20 protein-coding genes and 1 pseudogene are annotated in these 22,188 nt (G+C 38.1%); 13 read left to right on the plus strand and 8 right to left on the minus strand.

Annotated elements, in window-relative coordinates:
- Nucleotides 1-26: 26 nt before the first annotated feature.
- The gene (locus tag FY048_RS00880) at nt 27-458 is read left to right on the plus strand and encodes a hypothetical protein (RefSeq protein ID WP_446089791.1); all 432 of its coding nucleotides are present in this window, start codon (nt 27-29) and stop codon (nt 456-458) included.
- 15 nt (nt 459-473) lie between these two features.
- Here the strand turns inward: FY048_RS00880 and FY048_RS00885 are convergent, their stop codons facing one another.
- On the minus strand, nt 474-911 hold the full coding sequence (locus tag FY048_RS00885) for a PaaI family thioesterase (RefSeq protein WP_446089792.1): 438 nt from the start codon (nt 909-911) through the stop codon (nt 474-476).
- A 239-nt stretch (nt 912-1,150) separates the two neighbouring features.
- Between FY048_RS00885 and FY048_RS00890 the strand changes: the two genes are divergently transcribed.
- Complete coding sequence (locus tag FY048_RS00890) at nt 1,151-1,990, plus strand: DMT family transporter (protein WP_446089793.1); 840 nt, start codon at nt 1,151-1,153, stop codon at nt 1,988-1,990.
- A 52-nt stretch (nt 1,991-2,042) separates the two neighbouring features.
- Here FY048_RS00890 and FY048_RS00895 read toward each other — a convergent pair whose 3' ends face one another.
- On the minus strand, nt 2,043-3,278 hold the full coding sequence (locus tag FY048_RS00895) for a pyridoxal phosphate-dependent aminotransferase (protein ID WP_004790755.1): 1,236 nt from the start codon (nt 3,276-3,278) through the stop codon (nt 2,043-2,045).
- Nucleotides 3,279-3,486: 208 nt separating this feature from the next.
- On the opposite strand from FY048_RS00895, the gene FY048_RS00900 reads away from it, so the two are divergent.
- On the plus strand, nt 3,487-3,666 hold the full coding sequence (locus FY048_RS00900) for a hypothetical protein (protein WP_252612335.1): 180 nt from the start codon (nt 3,487-3,489) through the stop codon (nt 3,664-3,666).
- A gap of 32 nt (nt 3,667-3,698) precedes the next feature.
- On the opposite strand, the pseudogene FY048_RS00905 reads toward FY048_RS00900, so the two are convergent.
- Together FY048_RS00905 and FY048_RS00910 are read right to left on the minus strand one after the other, a co-directional pair.
- A pseudogene (locus tag FY048_RS00905) lies at nt 3,699-5,135 on the minus strand (diguanylate cyclase domain-containing protein); the annotation flags it as partial.
- Nucleotides 5,136-5,310: 175 nt separating this feature from the next.
- Entirely contained in the window at nt 5,311-6,102 is a 792-nt protein-coding gene (locus FY048_RS00910; protein WP_005038915.1) for an A1S_2505 family phage non-structural protein, read from the minus strand.
- A 180-nt stretch (nt 6,103-6,282) separates the two neighbouring features.
- Between FY048_RS00910 and uvrB the strand changes: the two genes are divergently transcribed.
- The 8 genes from uvrB (at nt 6,283) to proB (ending at nt 15,830) form a co-directional block, all read left to right on the plus strand.
- Nucleotides 6,283-8,304, plus strand: coding sequence for an excinuclease ABC subunit UvrB (uvrB, locus tag FY048_RS00915; protein ID WP_446089794.1), 2,022 nt, complete (start codon nt 6,283-6,285; stop codon nt 8,302-8,304).
- Nucleotides 8,305-8,397: 93 nt separating this feature from the next.
- Entirely contained in the window at nt 8,398-8,985 is a 588-nt protein-coding gene (locus tag FY048_RS00920; RefSeq protein ID WP_031949042.1) for a lipocalin family protein, read from the plus strand.
- 110 nt (nt 8,986-9,095) lie between these two features.
- Nucleotides 9,096-10,043 carry an EamA family transporter RarD gene (rarD, locus tag FY048_RS00925; RefSeq protein WP_080645510.1) on the plus strand — a complete coding sequence of 316 codons (948 nt, stop codon included), beginning with the start codon at nt 9,096-9,098 and terminating at the stop codon, nt 10,041-10,043.
- A gap of 216 nt (nt 10,044-10,259) precedes the next feature.
- The gene (locus tag FY048_RS00930; protein WP_446089795.1) at nt 10,260-11,717 is read left to right on the plus strand and encodes a glyceraldehyde-3-phosphate dehydrogenase; all 1,458 of its coding nucleotides are present in this window, start codon (nt 10,260-10,262) and stop codon (nt 11,715-11,717) included.
- Between the two features lie 149 nt (nt 11,718-11,866).
- The gene (locus tag FY048_RS00935) at nt 11,867-12,592 is read left to right on the plus strand and encodes an MFS transporter (RefSeq protein WP_446089796.1); all 726 of its coding nucleotides are present in this window, start codon (nt 11,867-11,869) and stop codon (nt 12,590-12,592) included.
- An 11-nt stretch (nt 12,593-12,603) separates the two neighbouring features.
- Nucleotides 12,604-13,278 carry a hypothetical protein gene (locus FY048_RS00940; protein WP_336167402.1) on the plus strand — a complete coding sequence of 225 codons (675 nt, stop codon included), beginning with the start codon at nt 12,604-12,606 and terminating at the stop codon, nt 13,276-13,278.
- A gap of 182 nt (nt 13,279-13,460) precedes the next feature.
- The gene (gene cgtA, locus FY048_RS00945) at nt 13,461-14,681 is read left to right on the plus strand and encodes an Obg family GTPase CgtA (protein WP_016137395.1); all 1,221 of its coding nucleotides are present in this window, start codon (nt 13,461-13,463) and stop codon (nt 14,679-14,681) included.
- Nucleotides 14,682-14,696: 15 nt separating this feature from the next.
- The gene (gene proB, locus FY048_RS00950; protein ID WP_016137396.1) at nt 14,697-15,830 is read left to right on the plus strand and encodes a glutamate 5-kinase; all 1,134 of its coding nucleotides are present in this window, start codon (nt 14,697-14,699) and stop codon (nt 15,828-15,830) included.
- A 27-nt stretch (nt 15,831-15,857) separates the two neighbouring features.
- On the opposite strand, the gene FY048_RS00955 is transcribed toward proB, so the two are convergent.
- Together FY048_RS00955 and FY048_RS00960 are read right to left on the minus strand one after the other, a co-directional pair.
- A complete protein-coding gene (locus FY048_RS00955) occupies nt 15,858-16,514 on the minus strand; it encodes an HAD-IB family hydrolase (protein ID WP_446089797.1) in 657 nt (218 codons plus the stop codon).
- Nucleotides 16,481-17,689, minus strand: coding sequence for a DUF1615 domain-containing protein (locus FY048_RS00960; protein ID WP_035366435.1), 1,209 nt, complete (start codon nt 17,687-17,689; stop codon nt 16,481-16,483). The genes FY048_RS00955 and FY048_RS00960 overlap by 34 nt, the downstream gene beginning before the upstream one ends.
- Nucleotides 17,690-17,772: 83 nt before the next feature.
- Here FY048_RS00960 and dusB point away from each other — a divergent pair, with 83 nt between their 5' ends.
- Nucleotides 17,773-18,798 (plus strand): tRNA dihydrouridine synthase DusB, encoded by a 1,026-nt coding sequence (gene dusB, locus FY048_RS00965; RefSeq protein ID WP_016137399.1) that lies wholly within the window; start codon nt 17,773-17,775, stop codon nt 18,796-18,798.
- Between the two features lie 39 nt (nt 18,799-18,837).
- On the opposite strand, the gene FY048_RS00970 is transcribed toward dusB, so the two are convergent.
- Nucleotides 18,838-19,884, minus strand: coding sequence for an NAD(P)H-dependent flavin oxidoreductase (locus tag FY048_RS00970; RefSeq protein WP_446089798.1), 1,047 nt, complete (start codon nt 19,882-19,884; stop codon nt 18,838-18,840).
- A gap of 117 nt (nt 19,885-20,001) precedes the next feature.
- On the minus strand, nt 20,002-20,703 hold the full coding sequence (locus FY048_RS00975; protein WP_446089799.1) for a VIT1/CCC1 transporter family protein: 702 nt from the start codon (nt 20,701-20,703) through the stop codon (nt 20,002-20,004).
- Nucleotides 20,704-20,969: 266 nt separating this feature from the next.
- Here FY048_RS00975 and FY048_RS00980 point away from each other — a divergent pair, with 266 nt between their 5' ends.
- On the plus strand, nt 20,970-22,187 hold the full coding sequence (locus FY048_RS00980; RefSeq protein ID WP_446089800.1) for a tetratricopeptide repeat protein: 1,218 nt from the start codon (nt 20,970-20,972) through the stop codon (nt 22,185-22,187).
- Nucleotide 22,188: the final 1 nt, after the last annotated feature.

The raw sequence follows: 22,188 nt of genomic DNA on the forward strand, positions 1-22,188 counted from the left end.
CTAAAATGGCTAAATCGGAGATAAGTATGAAAACACTTACTGTTGCCTCTATTTTTTCTAATTTTGATTTTTATCAACAAAATTATCTTAATATTTTGACTCAATCAGAATCTTATTACACACTTGTAGAAAGTGCTTGGACTAATGCTTACCCTTTTAAAAAGCAGAATTTGTACTTAGGTGATTTATTACAGCTTTGGTTAAGTTCTAAATGGAATGTGCATGGTTCATTTAAAATTTTAAAAAGCTCGAAAGTATTAAACCCTTCTAAAGCTTTATATATTTTTCAGTTAGAAGGGGAGTTGTTGCTAGGCAAAAACAAAGTTTTAGCTTGGTCTACCGAGCATCAAGAAATTATAGAACTTCAACTCAAAAATATTTGGGCACCCTATGTGATTGCACAAACTTGTGAACGTCCAGATACTTCAGATTACCCAATAAAAAAGGCAGCGGTCTAAGGCTGCCTTTAATGATTATGGACGAATGATCATGCAGGTTGCTGTAGCATAGGCATACAGTTTACCTTCCTCATCAATAATCTTTCCTTCAGAAATACCTAAATTTTTACTTAAGTTAATGACTTTTCCTATCGCAATTAAAGGATGATTCTTTGGAATAGGGCGGCACATTTTCACGTTAAGATCGATTGTGCCATAGCCTACACCCGCAGGTAACATCGTATGTACTGCACAGCCAGTTACCGAATCTAGGACTGTGGCAGCAAAACCACCATGCACGCCACCGAGTGGATTGAGATGGTTATGATCCGCTTGTGCTTTAAAGGTCACAGATCCTTCTGAAATTTCACTAGGTTGCATAGGTATAGTTTTAGTAATACTTGCTGCTGGAATATGGCCTTCTATCATGGCTTGTAAAAATTCAAGGCCAGTCATTTCCATCGGATTTTTCATTTTTTAAGTCCTTTAATTCTTTCAGTTCTAAAATAGAACTTGATGTTAGCCTATTATTAAGTCATCGATATGTCAATTCTATAGTTAAAGATTGAACTGATAAGTTGAAACTTAGAAACTGGTTTATCGAGTATAAAATTTCTTTATTATAAAAATTGAATTAAATGAGTTGCATAATGAATTAGATAGATAAGAGGTTCTTCTTATACACTATAAAAAATAGCAGGAACATACGGATAATGCTTTTCAAAATTGCACTTGTGATGGTGGCTTTTGCAGCAAATTCTGTGTTGTGCCGTTTGGCTCTGGCAGGGCATCATATTGACCCAATGAGTTTTAGCCTACTAAGGGTAGTGAGTGGGGCAGTTGTTTTATTAGCGCTATTTTTTCATTCCAGATCGCCTCAAACTCATATTCATTGGAATTTTAAAAACGCATTTTTTCTAGCGATTTATATTTTGGCATTTTCCTGTGCCTATCTTCAAATAGATGCTGGTATTGGTGCCTTACTATTATTTGGTGTTGTACAGCTGACCATGGTCCTTTACGGTTATTTGCATGGGGAGCAGATTGGCATATACCGTGGTATCGGTTTATGTATAGCTTTAGCTGGAATCATTGTTTTGCTATTACCCGGTGCTCATGCACCTGATTGGAAGTATGCTTTGCTTATGATGCTGTCTGGTTTGGCTTGGGCTGGATATAGTATTGCTGGCCGTAATATGACGCAGCCTGTCGGTAGTACATTGGCAAATTTTATATTGGCTGTACCAATCGTTTTGTTGGCAAATATATTGCTTAACCAAGAGCGGTATATTGATTTGCAAGGTTGGGTATTAGCAATTTTGTCTGGTGGTGTGACTTCAAGCGGGGCTTATGTAGTTTGGTATGCAATTTTGAAGCATATTGATCGAGTGACGGCCAGTACCGTGCAGTTGAGTGTGCCATGTTTGGCAATTTTAGGTGGAAGTCTATTTGTGAATGAAGTTGTAACAGGGCGAGTGATTTTGTCTAGTTTTATGGTTTTGTTTGGAATTTTTCTGGTTATTTATATGATGCCGAAGAAAAATAAAGTATAGATCAATAAAAAAAGGGTTCTCTAAAGAGAACCCTTTTTACGCAAAATGCAGATTATTTCGCAGCTTTTTCAGCTTCAATTGAAGCGATAGCAGCATCTACACCTTCAATTGAGTCAGCAGCTTTTTTGATACGAGCTAACGCATCAACAAGTACTTCGTCAGCTGTTGCATATGAAATACGCATAAAACCGCCTAAACCAAATGCATCACCAGGTACTACTGCTACGCCAGTTTCTTCTAATAACCATTCAGAGAACTCTGTGCAAGATTTTAAGCCTTTTGCACGAATAAGAGGGCGAATGTTTGCATAAGCATAGAAAGCGCCATCAGCAGGTAAGCAAGAGATACCTTTGATGTCATTTAAGCCGTTTACAACTAAGTCATGACGGCGTTTGAACGCTTCAATCATTGGCTCTAAAACATCTTGTGGACCATTCAATGCAGCTTCAGCAGCAACTTGCGAAATAGAAGTTGGGTTAGAAGTTGATTGTGATTGGATCTTTTTCATTGCACCAATGATTTTTGCTGGACCGGCTGCATAGCCAATACGCCAACCAGTCATCGCATATGCTTTAGAAACACCATTTAAAACAATCGTACGATCATATAAATCTGGAGCAACAGTTGCGATGTTGTAGAACTCATCTTCCCAACGAATTGGTTCATACATATCGTCAGATGCAACAAATACTTGTGGGTGACGACGTAATACTTCAGCTAAAGCTTCTAATTCAGCTTTGCTATAAATCATACCTGTTGGGTTAGATGGGCTGTTTAATACAACTAAACGAGTGTTAGGTGTAATAGCCGCTTCTAATTGTTCAGGAGTGATTTTGAAACGTTGGTCTTCACCACATTTCACAATGACTGGAGTACCTTCAGCAATAATGACCATATCTGGATAGCTTACCCAGAAAGGTGCTGGAATGATAACTTCATCGCCTTTGTTTAATAGAGCAAGTGCCAAGTTAAAGAAGCTTTGCTTACCACCACATGAAACCAAAATCTGATTCGCTTGATAATCAAGATTATTATCGCGCTTAAATTTAGCAATAATTGCTTTTTTTAACCCAGGAGTACCATCTACAGCCGTATATTTGGTGAAACCATTATTAATCGCTTCAATTGCAGCATCTTTGATGTGTTGCGGGGTATCAAAGTCTGGTTCGCCAGCACCTAAACCAATCACATTCTTGCCAGCAGCTTTAAGTTCAGCAGCTTTGTTAGTTACAGCAAGTGTAGGGGACGGTTTGATGGCATTGACACGATCAGAAAGACGTACGTCCACGGCTATATTCCTCTTATGGGATTAAAAAATAAAAAGCATACTATCTTATCGCAAAAATTAAGCAATTTGCGGATGTGGGTATTTTTAGATGTAAAAAAGTTTGATTTAAGAAAGATGTTGTTGCTGTTTTATTCAATTGAAGCTTTTTTGGAAAGAAATGACAAAAATCATTTATAATAAGTCGCAATCGAAATTTCGAGAATGAATCATGACTGAGCAACAGCCAAAACAGAAAAAGGCTTTGGTGAAATTGCCATTCCCAATGCCGAATGAAAGCAATGAAGCCGACGACGCGGTACACAACCAAGTGCGTCCGAAACCAGAGCAATACGCAGATAGAACATGGATGCCTCCACGTGGTACTCGTCGTTCTATGGGAAAACGTTAAGCTCAAAAACAGGCAATATGCCTGTTTTTTTATTGATTAAATAAAATTTCCTGATAGTAGTTTTTTTTCTTTTGATACATGTGATGGTCAGCTCGCTTTAACATGTCCTCAATTTGTTCATTTGCTTGAGTTGTCGCATGTCCAATTGCGATGCTAATGGGGTGGCTTGAATAATATTGATTGTCGATATTAAAAAGCTCCTGAATGGTTTGAAGCATAATAAGAACATTCGCCTCATCTGCCCCCGGCATTAAAATCACGAATTCATCGCCACCTATTCTAGAAGCCGTATAGGGCGTATTTAAAATGGCCTGAGTTAAAATATTTCCAACGCGACGCAATAAACCATCCCCAATATCGTGACCAAACTGATCATTTGTTTCTTTTAATCCATTCATATCTAAGAAAATTGAAGAAACAGGTCGAATAATGCTTCGGTTTAAACGGTTAAGTTCTTCTGTAAAAAAAGCACGGTTATATAGTTTGGTCAGCACATCGTGTTGCCCCAAATATTCAAGATAGTTTTCCGCTTTTTTTCGCGCGGTAATATCTGTAAGTGCAACCTGTACCAGTCCCCACGTCTCTTCGTATCCGGGAAAAACGGTAAATTGAAGTAATACATTTCTCATTTGACCATCTAAAGCGTAATTAATGGCTTCACGTTTATGATGAATATTACCTTGCCATAATTCGATGAGTTGCTCGCGAAATGTTTCAATCATTTCTTCAGCAAAAATCTTATGTGTATTTCTGAGAAGGGTAGACTTATCAGGGGCCTTAAATAAATCAAGAGTTGCCTGATTAACATCTAAAATTAGAATATCTTCTACACACTGACGGACAAATTCAGGATGAACATCTAGAAAAGTTCTAAAATCTTCAATACCCAATAATCTGAGTTGATCAATTCTATTTTTAATACGGGTAAAATCTTCGACCCACAGAGACGTAGGTGAATAGATAAACATCGACTCAGCCAAGCGACGATTTTTTTCTTCTTCACGAAGCGCATTTTGATAAGGCGTAATGTCTTCAGTGGTAATTAATACACGCTCAAAGGTAGATTCAGAACCGGGTAAAATTGAGCCTCTTAACTGAACATCAATACGTTTACCTGATAAGGTGTAATTTACAGTCGTACTTGAAAAATGGGTTTTACCGTTCCATAGTTCTTCTAATTCATTAATATGTGATTCGAACATTTCTTTTTTAAAAATAAGATTTAAATTCGAATATAGCTCTTCTTGAGTTTTTGCTTCAAAAAGTTCTAATGTTTTTTGATTCACACGAACAATTTTAATTTTATGCGCGCATTCAATAATTAAATTTTTATTTTGGCTTAAAAATTCATGGAGGTTTTCAATACCTTGATTTCTCCATAAATCAAATTGTTGTTTAACTTCACTGAAATCCTCAATCCACATGGGAATTGGGCTAAGGTCAAAAATTGAAGAATCTAAAGTTTCCATATGTTTCTTTAAGTATTCAGTTTGCCTTAAAGTATAATGAGAAAAATTAAGATTTGGGAATATAAAGAACTTAAATTTATTAGAATAATTAAAAATAAGAAAATTAAATGTAAGTAAAAATAGAATAATGAGAAAGCAGATATTATCTGCTTAGCTCATAAATTTATAAGAAAACTTAACGATTAATAGGGTGATCAATATTCTTTTCACCACGCCATAGCTTGATAAAGTCTTGCTCGTCAAAATCGTAAAGTTCCATGAGTGCAACGACTGCGCTCACAAAAATCATGGCACCCTCGGAGTTTCCATGCAGATCAAAAATTTTACCGTTGAGCTTACCTAAAATATCACTAAGCTCATGATCACGGCCTCGGCCATAACGATCCCGAGGGTATAGCTCTTCATTTAAAACAATAAGAGCAATGGCTTTTTCGGCACTTGATAAATCTGTTTTATCTAAGGCTTCTTCAAAAGATTCACTTCCATGATTAAAGTAAAAAATAACATCATCATTAATGAAACTTTTCACCATCTTTTGGGTTAATGTCGGAAATTCAGAAACTGCATTATCTTCAACATAAGGTTTAAAAGATTCTGGAAAGATAACGTTGTGATGGATATCTTTAAACAGTGGTGCAATTTCAGAAACTTTATAACCTGCAATGCCACAACCTAAGGCAGTGACAAAATATTTCATTTTAGGATGATTTTTTGCATATATTTTAAAATCTTCAACATAGTGCTCAATTTGAGAAAGCGGCATTTGTTGGATATGTTCATTTAAAGTTGGAATTGCAAAGCTTTGACCAGCCCAGCCGCGACCTACACCTTCAACTGCTCCAAAGTGTTGACTGGCAACGCGTGCTGCACCGCTACCGTGCTGTCCAGCAAGGTTACTTCCAAATACAAAAACTGTATCTTCTGGAAGTTCGGTTACAATACTTTCATCATGATATTGATAGGTCATGGTTATGCTTTTTATTTAATGGATAGCTTCATGTTGCAACTGATTATGGTATTGGTCAAGTGTTAAGATGCTTAATCTTTTACATTGAATTTCCAACTCAATTTGCACTTTAAATTAAGATAAAAACCCCCATTAAAAGGGGAGACGTTAAATTCAATTTTTTCATAAAGAGAGATAACTTTGAACGAAAATCAACCTTTCGAATTGGTCACTCATTATCAGCCAGCAGGTGATCAGCCACAGGCAATTGAAAAGCTGGTCAATGGTATCGAGCATGGTTTTCGTAATCAGTTATTGCTAGGGGTAACGGGCTCAGGTAAGACCTATACCATGGCAAATGTGATCGCCCAAACACAGCGACCTACAATTGTGATGGCCCACAACAAAACTTTGGCTGCCCAGCTTTATGGTGAATTTAAATCTTTCTTCCCCAATAATGCGGTTGAATATTTTGTAAGTTATTACGATTACTACCAACCAGAAGCTTACGTTCCATCTTCGGATACGTTTATTGAAAAAGATTCAGCCATTAATGATCACATTGACCAGATGAGATTATCAGCAACACGAGCTTTATTAGAACGTCGTGATGCAATTATTGTGGCATCGGTTTCTGCAATTTATGGTTTGGGTGATCCTAATGCTTATATGCAAATGTTGCTGCATGTGGTTGAGGGCGACCGAGTAAGCCGTGATGAAATCATCCGCCGATTGGTTGAAATGCAATATACGCGCAATGAACTTGAATTTTTACGTGGTACTTATCGCATTCGCGGCGAAATTATTGATATTTTCCCAGCGGAATCTGATCAACATGCGATTCGTATTGAACTATTTGATGATGAGGTCGATTCAATCCGTTGGTTTGACCCGCTAACTGGGAAAATGGTTCGTAAAGTTTCTCGGATAACGATTTATCCGAAAAGCCACTATGTGACACCAAAAGATCATTTGACCCGTGCCATTGATACAATTAAAGATGAATTACAAGATCAGCTCAAATTCTTCCGTGAACATGACAAATTGCTTGAAGCACAACGTATTGAGCAACGGACACGTTACGATCTGGAAATGATGCAACAGTTGGGTTATACCAATGGTATCGAAAACTATTCGCGTCATTTGTCAGGACGTCCGTCTGGTGAAGCACCGCCGACTTTATTCGATTATATTCCAGAAGATGCTTTGCTCATTATTGATGAATCACACGTTACTGTTCCGCAAATTGGAGCGATGTATAAAGGTGACCGGTCACGTAAAGAAAACTTAGTGAATTATGGGTTCCGTTTACCAAGTGCGCTTGATAATCGCCCTATGAAATTTGAAGAGTGGGAGCGTATTGTACCGACCACTATTTTTGTAAGTGCAACACCTGCTAAATATGAATTAGAAAAGTCAGATCAAATCGTTGAACAGGTGGTACGTCCAACAGGTCTAATCGATCCTGAAATTGAGATTCGTCCTGTCTTAACCCAAGTAGATGATGTTCTTTCTGAAATTAATATTCGTAAGAACTTGAATGAACGGGTATTAATTACCACTTTAACAAAGCGTATGGCAGAAGACCTGACTTCTTATTTAAAAGAATATAGTGTTAAGGTCGCTTATCTCCACTCAGATATTGATACGGTTGAACGTGTCAAAATTATTCATGAACTACGTACAGGTGTATTTGATGTTTTAGTCGGCATTAACCTGCTACGTGAAGGTCTGGATATGCCTGAAGTTTCTTTGGTTGCTATTTTAGATGCAGATAAAGAGGGTTTCTTACGTTCGGAACGTTCACTTATTCAGACGATTGGTCGTGCTGCGCGTAATGTGAAAGGTAAAGCAATTTTATATGCTGACCGAATTACCGATTCTATGCAAAAAGCAATAGATGAGACTGATCGCCGTAGAGCCAAACAAATTGAATTTAATGAGCTGCATGGTATTACGCCACGTAGTGCTGTTCGTCAGGTTGTCAAAGAAATTGACTCGGGTGAGGTACTTTCAGACGACGAGATTGATGAAAAAGTACTTGAACAAGCACAAGCATTGAGTGCCGATGAAAGACATATTCTTTCAGATCCTAAACTGTTTAGTAAACATATTACTAAGCTTGAAAAAGATATGTTAAAGGCCTCGAAAGATTTGCAGTTCGAGCAAGCAGCGCGGATACGTGATGAAATCATTCGATTAAAAGCGCAGATGTTGCAATAAACGAATACATAACGCTACATAATGTGTTTAAAAAACAAGCTACTGTAGGTGTTTGAGTTCTTTTGTATTCACAACTAATCGTTGAGGGCAACAATGGCATTTCGAAATAATGTTCCGCAAGCCAGTTGGCGTTTGGCTAAAATTGCGTTGGGCGGTGTTGTTTTGGCTGGTTTAGCTGTTGGAACGTATGTCTATGCTCAGCCGAAACCTTTACAAACCGTTTATAAAGTTGAACTGGACCGATATTTAGGTGTCTGGTATGAAGTCGCCCGTAAGCCTGCTTTTTTTCAAAAAAAATGTGCTTATAACGTATCTGCAACTTACACCTTAAATGAAAATGGAAATGTGGTTGTAGATAATCGCTGTTATGACAATAGAAAACAATTACAGCAATCTATTGGTGAAGCCTTTGTCGTAAATCCGCCATATAACACGAAATTGAAGGTGAGTTTCTTACCGGAAGCTGTGAGATGGATTCCCGTTATTCGTGGGGATTACTGGATTTTAAAAATAGATGAAGACTATCAAACTGTTTTAGTGGGAGAGCCTTCTCGTAAATATCTCTGGGTATTGTCAAGAACACCTCATCCTGAACAAGAAGTGGTTGACGAATATCTAAATTATGCAAAAACATTAGGTTTTGATATTCGCGATGTTATCCGTACAGAACATAAAGAATAACAGTAAATATCTGATTAATAAAAAACCATGTTTTTACATGGTTTTTTCTTTTTTATAGTGGATAAATCAAGTATTGTGGTGAGCTGTTTTTACTAAAGTCTAAGAGGGTGATGATGTTTAAGGGCGTGAGCTTGTCTGTCATGGCATCTATCACTTTTGGCGTACTTTATTTTTATACTCAATTGTTAAGTCAGCTTGATAGCCAACAGACTTTCGGATGGCGGATTATTGCAACAATACCATTTCTCACATTATTTATGTGGTGGAGTGGTGATTTAGCTTATATCAAAAATATCTATCAGCGTATTTTGGCTAAACCATCTTTATTATTGTTGTTAATCACAACCTCCGTTTTGACTTCAGTCCAACTTTGGCTGTTTTTATGGGGGCCTATGCATGGGCGAGGTCTACAAGTATCTTTAGGATATTTTCTATTGCCTCTTGTTCTTGTCTTGGCTGGCAGTGTGCTTTATGGCGAGAAAATATCAAAATTTCAATGGGTCGCAATTATTCTTGCTGTCATTGGCGTGGGTCATGAAATCTGGCGTTTAGGAAGCATCGCGTGGGAAACTGCATTGGTTGCGGTTGGCTATTCTGCATACTTTTTATTACGTAAAATAATTAAAACAGACAATTTAGGTGGCTTTTGGTGGGATTTAGTCATTATTTTGCCAGTTGCGATTTATTTGACTCATACAGGTTTACTTCCGTATAGCAAATTTATAGACCAACCGAGTCTTTCTTTAATCATTGTTGGGCTTGGAATTTTAAGCGCTATTGGTTTAGGAAGTTATATTCTAGCAAGTCGCTTTTTACCCTTAGTGGTGTTTGGGCTTTTAGGATATTTGGAGCCTGTGTTGCTTGCTTTAGCCTCTTTGGTTTTAGGGGAGAGTATTGGCCAAGAAGAATGGTTCACCTATATTCCGATTTGGTGTGCAGTATTTGTGTTAGTTTTAGAGGGGGCAGTTCACCTTTATCAGCAACATCAAAAAGCCAAAAATTTGCAGCTCAACATCGCGAAATATCAAAAAAGATTAAAAAATGATGAGTTGGAATAGATGCTCAGAATCTAAAAAGTAAGAAAAAGCAAAAATTTAGCTGCTTTAAACAATAAGATAATAAAAAATAATTATAGGTATTTTATGAATTTATGATGAATTTTGGGAAAATCTAATCACTAACGTCAGCTTTTGATTCATTCTTGCCAATAATTCCATTACAATTACGGGGTTTAAAAAATCACGCCTAGATATAATTAATTAGAGGACGTATCTGTGAGCAAAGACACTATCATCGCCCTGCATGCTGAACACCAAGGCCGTTGGAAAAACCGTGAAGAAATCGCGGAACGTATGATTGCATTAATCGGACAATTATACCGTGAAAAAAATATTGTCGTATCTGTTTACGGTCGCTCTTTAATTAACCGTTCTGTTATCCAAATTTTGAAAACTCACCGCCGTACACGTGTTGTAGACGTTGAGCTTTCTGTTGTAAACACATTCCCAATTTTAGAAGCTTTAGCTCAGCTTGAGAATATTGGTTCTGCAGAAGTTGATATCGGTAAACTTGCTGTTGAATATAAAGAAAAAGGCGGTGATGTTAACGCTTTTGTTGCTCAAGCAGTTGAATCAATCAAAGGTAGCGCAACTTCTGAACAACCTAAAGATGTCGTTCTTTATGGTTTCGGTCGTATTGGTCGTATCTTGGCTCGTTTAATCATTAGCCAATCAGGTTTAGGTCGTGGTTTAAGCCTTAAAGCAATTGTTGTGCGTAAATCTTCTGATGGTGATTTAGCAAAACGTGCTTCTTTACTTCGTCGTGACTCTATTCACGGTACTTTCGCTGGTACAATCGCTGTTGATGAAGAAAACGAAGCAATCATTGCGAATGGTAACTTCATTAAAGTGATTTATGCATCTAGCCCAAGTGAAGTTGACTATACTGAATACGGTATTTCAAATGCACTTGTAATCGACAATACTGGTAAATGGCGTGATGCTGAAGGTCTAAGCCAACACTTGAAATGCCCAGGCGTTGCACGTGTTGTATTGACTGCACCAAGTAAAGGCGAAATGAAAAACGTTGTATTTGGCGTAAACAACACAGACATCTTAGATGAAGACAAAATCATCTCTGCTGCGAGTTGTACAACAAATGCAATTACTCCAATTCTTAAAGTATTGGATGACAAATATAAAGTTCTTAATGGTCATGTTGAAACTGTTCACTCATTTACAAATGACCAGAACTTAATCGACAACTACCATAAAGCAGATCGCCGTGGTCGTGCTGCTACTTTGAACATGGTAATTACAGAAACTGGTGCAGCTAAAGCAGTTGCTAAAGCATTACCTGCATTGAAAGGTAAGTTAACTGGTAACTCTGTACGTGTTCCTACACCAAACGTATCTCTTGCTATCTTGAACTTAACGCTTGATAAAGAAGTTGATCGTGAAGAAGTGAACGAATATATTCGTCAAATTTCGATTAACTCTAGCCTTCAAGGTCAAATTGGTTATACCAACTCGACTGAAGTTGTATCGAGTGACTTTATCGGTTCTCGTACTGCTGGTGTATATGACGCTCAAGCAACGATTACTTCTGGTAACCGTTTAACTGCTTATGTTTGGTACGATAACGAAGTTGGTTATAGCTGTCAGGTATTACGTATTGCTGAACAAATGTGTGGCGTAAGCTACAAAAAAATTCCAGCAGAATTGAATGCTTAAGATCATTTAACGATCTATAAAAGATTTTCACAAAAAGACCCAGTTTAGACTGGGTTTTTTTACAACCGTACAAAATATATGCTGACTATTTTTTGTAAATAAATGAGAATAAGAATTAAGGAAAAAAAGAAAATAGTAAGGGATAGGAATTGTCGCAGTTTAAACGTTTGTTGGTCGTTTTTATATTCATCATTATTGCCAATTTATGTGGTGTACTCATTGCAATATGGGTATTTAAGCATTTTAATATTTATATTCCATTGAAAAATCAGGCGGTTGCGATTGACTTGCAAGAACCTCTACAAGTTAAGGTTAAAGTACAAGATGCTTTAAACGTGGATGTGAAAGGGCGGGTAAATGCCAGTATTCCAATTGATGAGAAACTGAATATTCCACTAACGCAAACGCTAACGCCGCGCGTTTATTTCGATAATATGGTACCCATTAGCACAACAATTCCAGTAAAAGAAACATTAAAAGTTGAGCAAAATCTACCAATCGATACGAAGGTTCAAGTCAGAGTTTTGGGACGTGATATTACTTTGCCGTTAAAGGGATCAATTCCATTAAAACTTGATGTTCCGATTGATATTAATGTCCCGCTTGAGCAAAAGGTTCATTTGAAATTCGATGCGCCAGTGCGGACAGTATTAAAAGAAAATTTACATATTCCTCTAAAAGCAAGATTGGATACTAATATTCCAATTGAGGGTAATTTGAATGTTCCTGTTAAAACAGCGCTAAATGCTTCGGTCGATGTAAAAAACACATTGCCTGTGAAGATTGCAAATGGTGAGTTAAAAATTCCTCTGTCCAGTATGCGATTAAATCGGGTAGTCGGTTCAGAAACATCGCAGACGACAGCTAATCAATAGGGTGGATGCTAATGTTTCGTTCACTCAAAAGTATGCTTATCAGTTTCATTTTAATGACGATACTTGCTGCGGTTATGTTTTGGGTATACCTCAATATTCAAGCTAATTTAGTCGTTTCAGCTCATAATGCAGATATCACTTTACCTGATTCTTTGGAAACAAAGATTCAAGTTGGCAATACTTTGCAAGTTCAGTCTATTGGTAAGCTTGATACAACCTTAGATATAGATCGGCAACTGACTCTACCGCTAAAAGGGAAGTATCTGGCAGATTTAAATTTTGCTGTAGAGACACCAATTACAGTAAGTGTTGACTACTCAACAACACTAAAGATTGATCAGGTTATGCCGCTCGAAACAACGACAGATTTGATCTATCAAAATAAATTTTTGCCAAAATTCCCGCTTAAACTGGATATTCCCATCAAGTTGGATGTTCCTTTTAATTTAAAACGTAGTTATACCATTCCAGTTAAAATTGTTTTTGATGGTCCTGTTTATTTTGAATTTGATGAGCCAGTAAAATTATCGGTTAAACATCAGTTTAAACCAAGTCTGCAAGTGAATGACCCTATGGAAATGGGGAATGTCTCTTCATTTAACGCCATTATGTATAATTCAGTTCCAAAAACAAAAGCAAATCTTGATATGCAAATGACCTTGCCTTTACGTAATGTTCATCCTTAAAAATTAAATAGTCATCCTGCATTTTATTTTGATTAAAGCTCGTATTTGTGAATCTAAAATGCTTTTGATGACTTAAAGATGAAAACAGATCGTTATAAATAGGAATTGTCCCATTTTCTATTCGAGAATTTTATGAAAATATGGCAGAATAGGCGGTTTTAAAGTTTTTAGAGGATTGGCAGATGCGCTTTGTTGATGAAGCAGTCATTACCGTAGAGGCTGGCGACGGTGGCAATGGCGTAGCCAGTTTTCGCCGTGAAAAATTTGTACCATTTGGTGGCCCAGATGGTGGTGATGGCGGACGTGGTGGAAGTATCTACATTCAAGCTGATGATGATACAAGTACGCTAGTCGATTACCGTTACACACGTAAGTTCCGTGCTGAGCGCGGGAAGAATGGTGCAGGCGCTAACTGTACCGGACGTGGTGGTGAAGATGTGGTTTTAAAAGTACCCGTTGGTACAACAATTGTTGATACAGATTCAGGCGATATTATTGGCGATTTGGTTGAAGACGGCCAAAGAATTCTGGTTGCAGGTGGTGGTGATGGTGGTTTGGGGAATACCCACTTTAAATCATCAACTAACCGTGCTCCGCGTAAATGTACGACAGGCATCAAAGGTGAATTCCGTGAAATTCGCCTTGAATTAAAAGTGTTGGCAGATGTTGGTCTACTGGGCATGCCAAATGCTGGTAAATCAACCTTTATTCGTGCTGTAAGTGCTGCAAAACCAAAAGTAGCAGACTATCCATTTACAACCATGGTTCCAAACCTTGGTGTTGTAGATGCTGACCGTCATCGTTCATTTGTAATGGCCGATATTCCAGGGTTGATTGAAGGTGCGGCAGAAGGCGCTGGTTTAGGAATTCGTTTCCTTAAACATTTGGCACGTTCGCGTATCCTTTTACACATTATTGATGTGCAACCAATTGATGGTTCAGATCCGGCGCATAATGCAAAAGCAATTATGAACGAGTTAGCTAAGTTTTCTCCTACTTTAGCTAAACTACCGATTGTTTTAGTACTGAACAAACTTGATCAGATTGCTGAAGAAAGTCGTGAAGAGTGGTGTCAGCATATTCTAGGTGAACTAGAGTGGACTGGACCTGTCTTTAAGACCTCAGGCTTATTAAGCGAAGGAACGAAAGAAGTTGTTTATTACTTAATGGATCAGCTTGAACAACAACGTGAACGCGAAGTTGAAGATCCTGAATTTGCAGCAGAAGTAAGAGCCTTCCGTGAACAACTAGAAATTGAAACACGTGAACAAACCATTGCGGCAAAAGAAGCATATCGCGCTATGCGTCGAGCACAACGTCTTGAAGGCATGTTGGGCGATGATGATGATTTTGACGATGATGAAGACGACACTGATGTAGAAAGCATCTACGTTCGTGACTAGAAAACCGAGGAAAACATGATAGAAGTGGTCGATGGGCAACGTCAGCTCAGTGAGTGTAAACGAATCGTTGTTAAAATCGGATCATCTTTACTCACAGCCAATGGGCAAGGTTTAGATTTGAATGCTATTTCGCATTGGGCGAAACAGATTGCAGATCTACACAATGCCGGACACGAAATTATTTTAGTGTCGTCTGGAGCTGTGGCTGAAGGTATGGTTCGTATGAAGCTTGCGAGTCGACCCACCGATCTACCCAGTCTGCAAGCCTGTGCTGCGATTGGGCAGATGGGTTTAATTCATACTTGGTCTAGTGTGCTTGAAGAGCATGGCATTCGTACCGCTCAGGTTTTATTGACACATGATGATCTAGCAGACCGCCGTCGTTATTTAAACTCATGTGATGCTTTGCAAAACTTGATTGATTGGCGTGTGATTCCAGTTATTAATGAAAATGACACGGTATCTACCGACGAGATTCGCTTTGGTGATAACGATACTTTAGCTGCGATGGTTGCAGGTCAGGTGCATGCAGAATTGCTGATCATTTTAACTGATCAGCAGGGCATGTTTGACTCAGATCCACGTCACAACCCAGATGCTAAATTACTCTCTACTGTTCGTGCCATGGACGATGTTTTATTCGAAATGGCTGGCGGTGGCGGTGTACTCGGCAGAGGTGGTATGGTGACTAAGGTTCGTGCCGCACGTTTAGCTGCTAAGTCGGGTTGTCCAACGCTCATTGCGAGTGGCGAAAGTGATAATGTCTTGTCACGTGCTATGGCTGGTGAAATGCTAGGTACGCTGTTTACTACAGATAAAGACCGTATGACTGCTCATCAACAGTGGCTCGCTGCTCATTTACAGACAGCAGGTCGTCTTGTAATTGATGATGGCGCCATTGAGGCGATTAAATTGAAACATCGCAGTTTACTCCCAGTTGGGGTTAAAACTGTTGAAGGACATTTTGATCGTGGTGATGTAGTTGAATGTGTCGATAAACAAGGTAAACGTATTGCAGTGGGTCGAGTGAATTTTAGCTCACGATCTGCTGAAATTATTAAAGGCTTGGCTTCTGATAAGGTTTATCAAGTACTTGGTGAAGCCCGTTCACTTGAAATGATTCATCGTGATCATATGGCGATTTACTAGATTATTGTAAAATTAAAAAAGCTCGCTTTATGCGAGCTTTTTTTCTGGCGTTAAACGAGGTAGAACACGATCTTCACCCACCATATATGGATGTGTCGCGAGACTCAACATATCTAGGTCTTCTGAGCTATTACCATACGCATAAATTTGATGATAATGCTGTAGCGTATATTGCTGATGTATTCTTAATTTCTTTTGTTCACTACTACAATCTGGCGTGGAGTAGTAACCCGTCATTATGCCGTTTTTAATTTGAGTTTCGGTACAAATTAATTCGATATCTAGTAACTTGCAAAGTGGGGCAAGGTAGACATCAATTGAAGCCGAAACCAGTACCACCCGATCACCACGTAACTGGTGATGCTGTAACTGTGCGAAAATTTCAGGTGAGAGCGCAGAGACCAACTGTTGTGCGTATTCTTCACCTAATCTTTGCAGTTCAATTGAGGGAGTATCTTTGAACATGCTACGGAATAACTTGGCACGCATGGCATTAGCTGGATAAAAGTTAAGATAGTAAGCTTGAATCCATGGCAGGATTTTTAAGCTTTGTTTAACAATATGGCGCTTAGACAAAGCATAAAAGATAAACCCTGTAAAACTGTCTTTGCTACACAAGGTTCCATCAAAATCGAACAGGGCGAGACTTTTTATAGTCTTATTCGTTTCGCTCGTTGCATACATGATTCATATCGTCCGTTTACGCGGGTTGCATACCAGTTGGTATTATAGTCACGACTTAATTTTGGTCCAGAAATAACCACTTGTGGCATCATTGCATAGATAGGTTCTTTACCTGTCTTTGCTTTATAAAGTTTTGTTAGAGCAATATAGGTTTGAGTACTTTCAAACTTTTTCTCTTTTTCTAATTTAAGATCATCGCGAATTTGCCTTGGGGTAACCAATACATTATTCTTTGCAAATACCGTAATCAGTTCTTTTTCTGACTGGCTTTGAGTCGGGCGCGGATCACCATCTTTTGTGTAAAGAAGTAGATCACCATCTAAAGTAAGCTTAGCATCAGTAAGAGCATCCAACATATTTTGAAAAGCAGCATTACGGCTAGAATACATACCTGAGTTATAGTCTGCAAATCGATAAATGGCTTTATCATAGTCTGCTGGATAAACCATTAAACGATGAATACCATAATATAAACCGCCATATTCAGTATATAAATCATCACGAAGTGCAGCAGTATTCATGCTTGAACGTTTATTGGCTTTCGCATAGTTAATATGAACTTGCATAGAACCCAAGGTCGTAATAGGGTTCATTTTCTCGCCAATATCTTGTCCAACTAATTTGGCTGCACCTGTTAATGCACTCACATGATAATGCTTAGCCATAAAATCGAAAATTTCTCGATATAGTAAATCGAGGTCTTTTTCAGTTTTAACCTTACGCATTTGGCTCATATAGTTGTTATCAGGAGAAGGCTGAGTTTTTAGCACTTCTTCAAAATAACCAGCCATTGTTCCACCAATGGTTTTGCCAAGCTTATCTTCAAACTTTTCATTTAAACGTGTGCTAACTTCTTCAACTGCTTTTTGACCCAATCCAGGCACTTGAGGGTTGGCAACAAAGTTAGATTCTTGATCGACAATAGCGACAATACTACATACATTTTTTTTAGTTTTAGGAATTTTTAATTCCTGCATAATATCATCAATATCTTTTGCCCATGACTCACGATCATGCACACGTGATGGAATTAACTTTTTAATGTGCTGGCTTTCTAGTTCAGGCTCATCATTTTTTGACCACCAACCTTTATCACCACAAGCAGCTAAACTCATGCACACGGCGACCATACCGAATGATTTTAATAAAAAACGGGAAGATAACGGTTTGTTCATGGCGAGGAAAGCACCTGCATAAAAAGATGAGCCGATTAAGCGGATGAAGTATACTATGTTGATCATCAATTGTATGAATATATATGTATATTGGTCCCTATCAACTGTCAAATAATTTAATCGTTGCTCCTATGGCTGGGGTCACTGACCGTCCATTTAGAACGCTCTGTAAGTATTTTGGCGCAGGCCATGCAGTCAGTGAAATGATGACTGCCGATAAGACTTTGCAGATGAGCAAAAAAAGCCTCTACCGTGCAAATTTTGATGGCGAACTTGCCCCAATCTCTGCACAAATTGCTGGCTCTGATCCTGAGCAATTAGCTGAGGCTGCACGTCATCAAGTGGCAAATGGCGCACAAATTGTTGATATCAATATGGGATGTCCAGCGAAAAAAGTATGTAATAAACTCGCAGGTTCAGCATTATTACAAGATGAAGATTTAGTGGCACGAATTCTTGATACGGTCGTCGCTGCTGTTGATGTTCCTGTTACATTAAAAACCCGATTGGGATTTTTAAATGGTCAAGAAAATATTTTAAGAGTCGCAAAAAGGGCAGAAGAAGCGGGAATTGCTGCACTAGCTTTACATGGACGTACTCGTGAAGACATGTATTTAAATACAGCGCGCTATGACTTGATTAAACATGTTAAAGAATTAATCAATATTCCACTTATTGCAAACGGTGATATTGATAGTCCTGAAAAGGCAAAATATGTGCTCGACTATACAGGTGCTGATGCAATCATGATTGGTCGTGCTGCTCAAGGTCGACCATGGATTTTCCGTGAAATTGCTCATTATTTAAAGACTGGAGAGCACTTAGCCGCACCTAATATTGAGGAAGTGAAGCAGGTGCTATTAGGCCATTTGTCAGAACTTTATCAATTCTATGGTGAATATTCTGGATGTCGTATTGCCCGTAAACACATTGCTTGGTACACAAAAGGATTACGCTCAAGTAACGAATTCCGCCAAAATATGTATAAAGTTGAAAGTACAGCTGAGCAAGCATTAGTGGTCGAAAACTATTTTAATCAGCTATTGGCTGAAGGAAATTTGATGAGTGATGTACAAGTTGAGCAGATTAATTTATTGCAGACTCATTAAAGAAAAAGCCAGTAAATGTTTACTGGCTTTTTTTAAGATTTACTCATCTTCTAGCATTTCTACCACTAACTGATTAACTAAATCTGCAGCAGCTAATTCACGTATTTGTGAGACATTACTACCTGCCCAAAAAGCACCGAAGCCATAGTCTTTATTCTTGCTTGCAATCGCATTTAATTGCTTGGCCAAATCATAGGTGTATGGATATTCTGGTTGAGGCGGTCGATTCGGTAAATCAATTTGTGTGTGCCAATGGTTGAGCAGGCCACGGGCTGGACGTCCAGAAAGACTGGCACTAATTTGCGTCACAGGCTCATTAAATAAAGCTTTACGGTATTCGACAGATGCATTTGAAGATGGACATTGAACGAAAGCAGTTCCGAGTTGAACAGCCGTAGCTCCTAAGCTCAACATATATCGTGCTTGTGCGCCGTTCATAATGCCACCAGCAGCTACCACAGGTCGTTTGCAATGTTTGACAATAAGATGTACTAAATCACTCGTTTTAATTGCAGCATCAAAGGTTTTATTAAAGATTCCTCGATGTCCACCTGCTTCAATACCTTGAGCAATAATAATATCAATGCCAGTTGCCTCAATGGCTTGCGCTTCAACTAAATTGGTAGCAGAAACCATCGTTATAATTCCGGCATCTTTTAATGCCTGAATTTGATGCGGATGGGGAATGCCAAAATGAAAACTGACAGCTTTAGGTTTGGTTTCTAATACGATATTTAGAAAATCATCGTTATCAAGAAAACTTGGATAAATACAGTTTAAGTTTTGAGGAGGCTGTTCTCCGAACTTTTCAAACTGTGGCCGTAAATATTCAATCCATTGTGCTGAGGTTTGAGGATTAAGTTGTTCGGGCTGATGGCAGAAAAAATTAACCTGAAAAGATTTCTCTGTAAGTGTTTGGGTTTTTAAAATCTGTTCGCGCGCACTTTGTGCCGTATTTGCTCCTAGCCCTAATGACCCAAGACCACCCTGATTAGAAACTTCTGCGGCAAGTTCAGGTGTAGACACACCCGCCATAGGAGCAAGAAAAATTGGATGTTTAATTTCAAGTTGTTGTAACAGGGTCATTTTATTCACCTCATTTCTTTCTCTTCACCATAACGTGAAATTAGAACCAAGAGCAAATAATATTGGGCATTTAGTTTTTAAATATTTATTTCTTAAATAGTTAAAAGTTCTGGTTTTTTAAAGTGGAGTAACATGAAATAAAGATCCGATCCAGCTTGAAAAAGCCATCGCTAAAATTCCCCACAAGGTAATGCGTAAACTTCCTTTCAGCTTAGAAGTACCTGCGAAATGACTTGATAGTGCCCCTAAAAAAGCTAATGAAATAATGCCAAATATTAAAACTGTTTTTTCGATCCATATATCAGGACTGAGTAAAATAGCGAGCATAGGAAACAATGCCCCAAATGAAAATGAGCCAGCTGAAGCTAATGCCGCTTGAACAGGATTTGCAGCAGTATTTTCATGAATACCAATTTCATCACGAGCGTGAGCACCCAAGGCATCATGATTTGTAAGTTCAATCGCAACTTGTCGAGCTAAATCCGGTGCTAAACCTCTAGCTATATAAATTTGGGTGAGCTCATCCAATTCACGTTGCGGATGCTTTTTGAGTTCTTGTGCCTCAAATTTTAAGTCTGCTTTTTCAATATCTTCTTGTGATTTTACAGAAATATACTCTCCGGCAGCCATAGAAGTTGCACCAGAAATTAAACCAGCAATACAGGTAATAAGAAGCGTATGAGCAGTGGCTCCACTTGCAGCCATTCCCATGATTAGACTAGTAACAGAAATAATTCCGTCATTAGCACCTAAAACGGCTGCCCTTAACCAACCTGAGCGGTGAATAAAATGATGTTCTGGGTGTTGGGAAAAGGACATGACTTTACCTTTTTTAGTTATAAATTTTTATCTTATCCTATAAGATTATTTACAATAATACGATTAAAAAATGTGTCATTATAGGAAAAACAATCAGATAACTACTTTTCAAAACATAATATAAAAGGAGATAAAATGAACAACTTATGGAACCTAGCCTACTTACCCAAATAGTGTAATTATGAGTTTAATTATAATATTTATTGATTAAATTTTTAATCTTACTTCTGCGCAAACATTCTAACCACCTTACTCTAGAGGTCTCAATGAATAACAAAACAATAAAATCTCTAACCCGTTCCCTCATCGTTATTGGTTCGATCTGTCCAGCTTTAGGCCTCTTAAGCATGGAGACTACATTTGCCCAAGAGATTGTTAATCAAGAATATAAACCAGGTAATCCGATTTATGATAAATGGGACCAATTTTACAAAATTGAGAAGACTCAACCTGAAAATGCCGAGAAGTTATTATTAGAACTTAGCGAAATGACACCTCAAGATATTAAAGTATGGAAAAGTTTAACTTATTTGCAGATTAGAATAGGCAAGCAAGAAGCCGCTTTGCAAAGTTTAAGAAAAGCAGAGGCATTAGACCCCGCAGACGATAATTTAAAACTCCAAGAAGCCTATGTGCTTAACTCTCAAAAAAATAATAAAGAAGCTTTGGTAGTTTTTAAGGAGCTTACGCAATCTAAAGATGCTGATATTGCCAATAAGGCGACACAGGCCGTAAAGAATTTAAGTGGAGGGGAAGTCAAAACTTATTTCCGCGATGTGTATTTTGCGCCTTCATATGAGTCACGTTACGACGATGTAATTTTTCCACTCAAAGCCCGTTATGGTAAGAACCTTGATAATGGTCGAGCGCAGGTGTATGGCTTTTTAAATCTAAACCGCGATACTCAATCTCAGGGCGGGGTACGACCTGAGATTATTGACGAGAATGCAGTAACACTAGGTGTGGGCGCTAATTATCAACCTTGGACATCTATACCTGTGCGCATGTATTTAGAAGTGGGGGGAAGCTACGATCTGATTGATCGAAACAGAGATAAATTTCGTGAAAGTGTTGTCGGTGGGGTGACAGGGTATCAAGAGTGGTATTCGCAAAATAATTGTAATCATTCACTTTGCTTTAATGATTACTTCACTGATTTATATGGTAATGCAGCGACTTATTCTAGAGAAGATTATAACGTTATTGGTGATTTACGCTTACGTACGGGTTTGAATGTCTATAAAGGCGAGAATGGAACTGTACAGGCTTATGTGAAATTGCACGGTTTAGCTGACAGTAAAGAGGAATATTACAATAATTTATTTGAATATGGTCCTGGCATTTCATGGCAACCTTTTAATTATCAACCTATAAAACTACGTGTTGAACGACTATATGGCAATTACTTTAAAGATGTGCCAGTAAATACAAAAGATCATTACAACAATACCCGAGTGGAACTCGTCTTTTATAAGGATTTCTAAA

Source organism: Acinetobacter sp. 1124_18A (genome assembly GCF_052824995.1).

Coding starts and splice junctions, on each gene's coding strand:
- FY048_RS00880 (WP_446089791.1), top strand. CDS start 27: ATGAAAACACTTACTGTTGCCTCTATTTTTTCTAATTTTGATTTTTAT.
- FY048_RS00885 (WP_446089792.1), bottom strand. CDS start 911: ATGAAAAATCCGATGGAAATGACTGGCCTTGAATTTTTACAAGCCATG.
- FY048_RS00890 (WP_446089793.1), top strand. CDS start 1,151: ATGCTTTTCAAAATTGCACTTGTGATGGTGGCTTTTGCAGCAAATTCT.
- FY048_RS00900 (WP_252612335.1), top strand. CDS start 3,487: ATGACTGAGCAACAGCCAAAACAGAAAAAGGCTTTGGTGAAATTGCCA.
- FY048_RS00910 (WP_005038915.1), bottom strand. CDS start 6,102: ATGACCTATCAATATCATGATGAAAGTATTGTAACCGAACTTCCAGAA.
- FY048_RS00920 (WP_031949042.1), top strand. CDS start 8,398: ATGGCATTTCGAAATAATGTTCCGCAAGCCAGTTGGCGTTTGGCTAAA.
- rarD (WP_080645510.1), top strand. CDS start 9,096: ATGATGTTTAAGGGCGTGAGCTTGTCTGTCATGGCATCTATCACTTTT.
- FY048_RS00940 (WP_336167402.1), top strand. CDS start 12,604: ATGTTTCGTTCACTCAAAAGTATGCTTATCAGTTTCATTTTAATGACG.
- cgtA (WP_016137395.1), top strand. CDS start 13,461: ATGCGCTTTGTTGATGAAGCAGTCATTACCGTAGAGGCTGGCGACGGT.
- proB (WP_016137396.1), top strand. CDS start 14,697: ATGATAGAAGTGGTCGATGGGCAACGTCAGCTCAGTGAGTGTAAACGA.
- FY048_RS00955 (WP_446089797.1), bottom strand. CDS start 16,514: ATGTATGCAACGAGCGAAACGAATAAGACTATAAAAAGTCTCGCCCTG.
- FY048_RS00960 (WP_035366435.1), bottom strand. CDS start 17,689: ATGAACAAACCGTTATCTTCCCGTTTTTTATTAAAATCATTCGGTATG.
- dusB (WP_016137399.1), top strand. CDS start 17,773: ATGTATATTGGTCCCTATCAACTGTCAAATAATTTAATCGTTGCTCCT.
- FY048_RS00970 (WP_446089798.1), bottom strand. CDS start 19,884: ATGACCCTGTTACAACAACTTGAAATTAAACATCCAATTTTTCTTGCT.
- FY048_RS00975 (WP_446089799.1), bottom strand. CDS start 20,703: ATGTCCTTTTCCCAACACCCAGAACATCATTTTATTCACCGCTCAGGT.
- FY048_RS00980 (WP_446089800.1), top strand. CDS start 20,970: ATGAATAACAAAACAATAAAATCTCTAACCCGTTCCCTCATCGTTATT.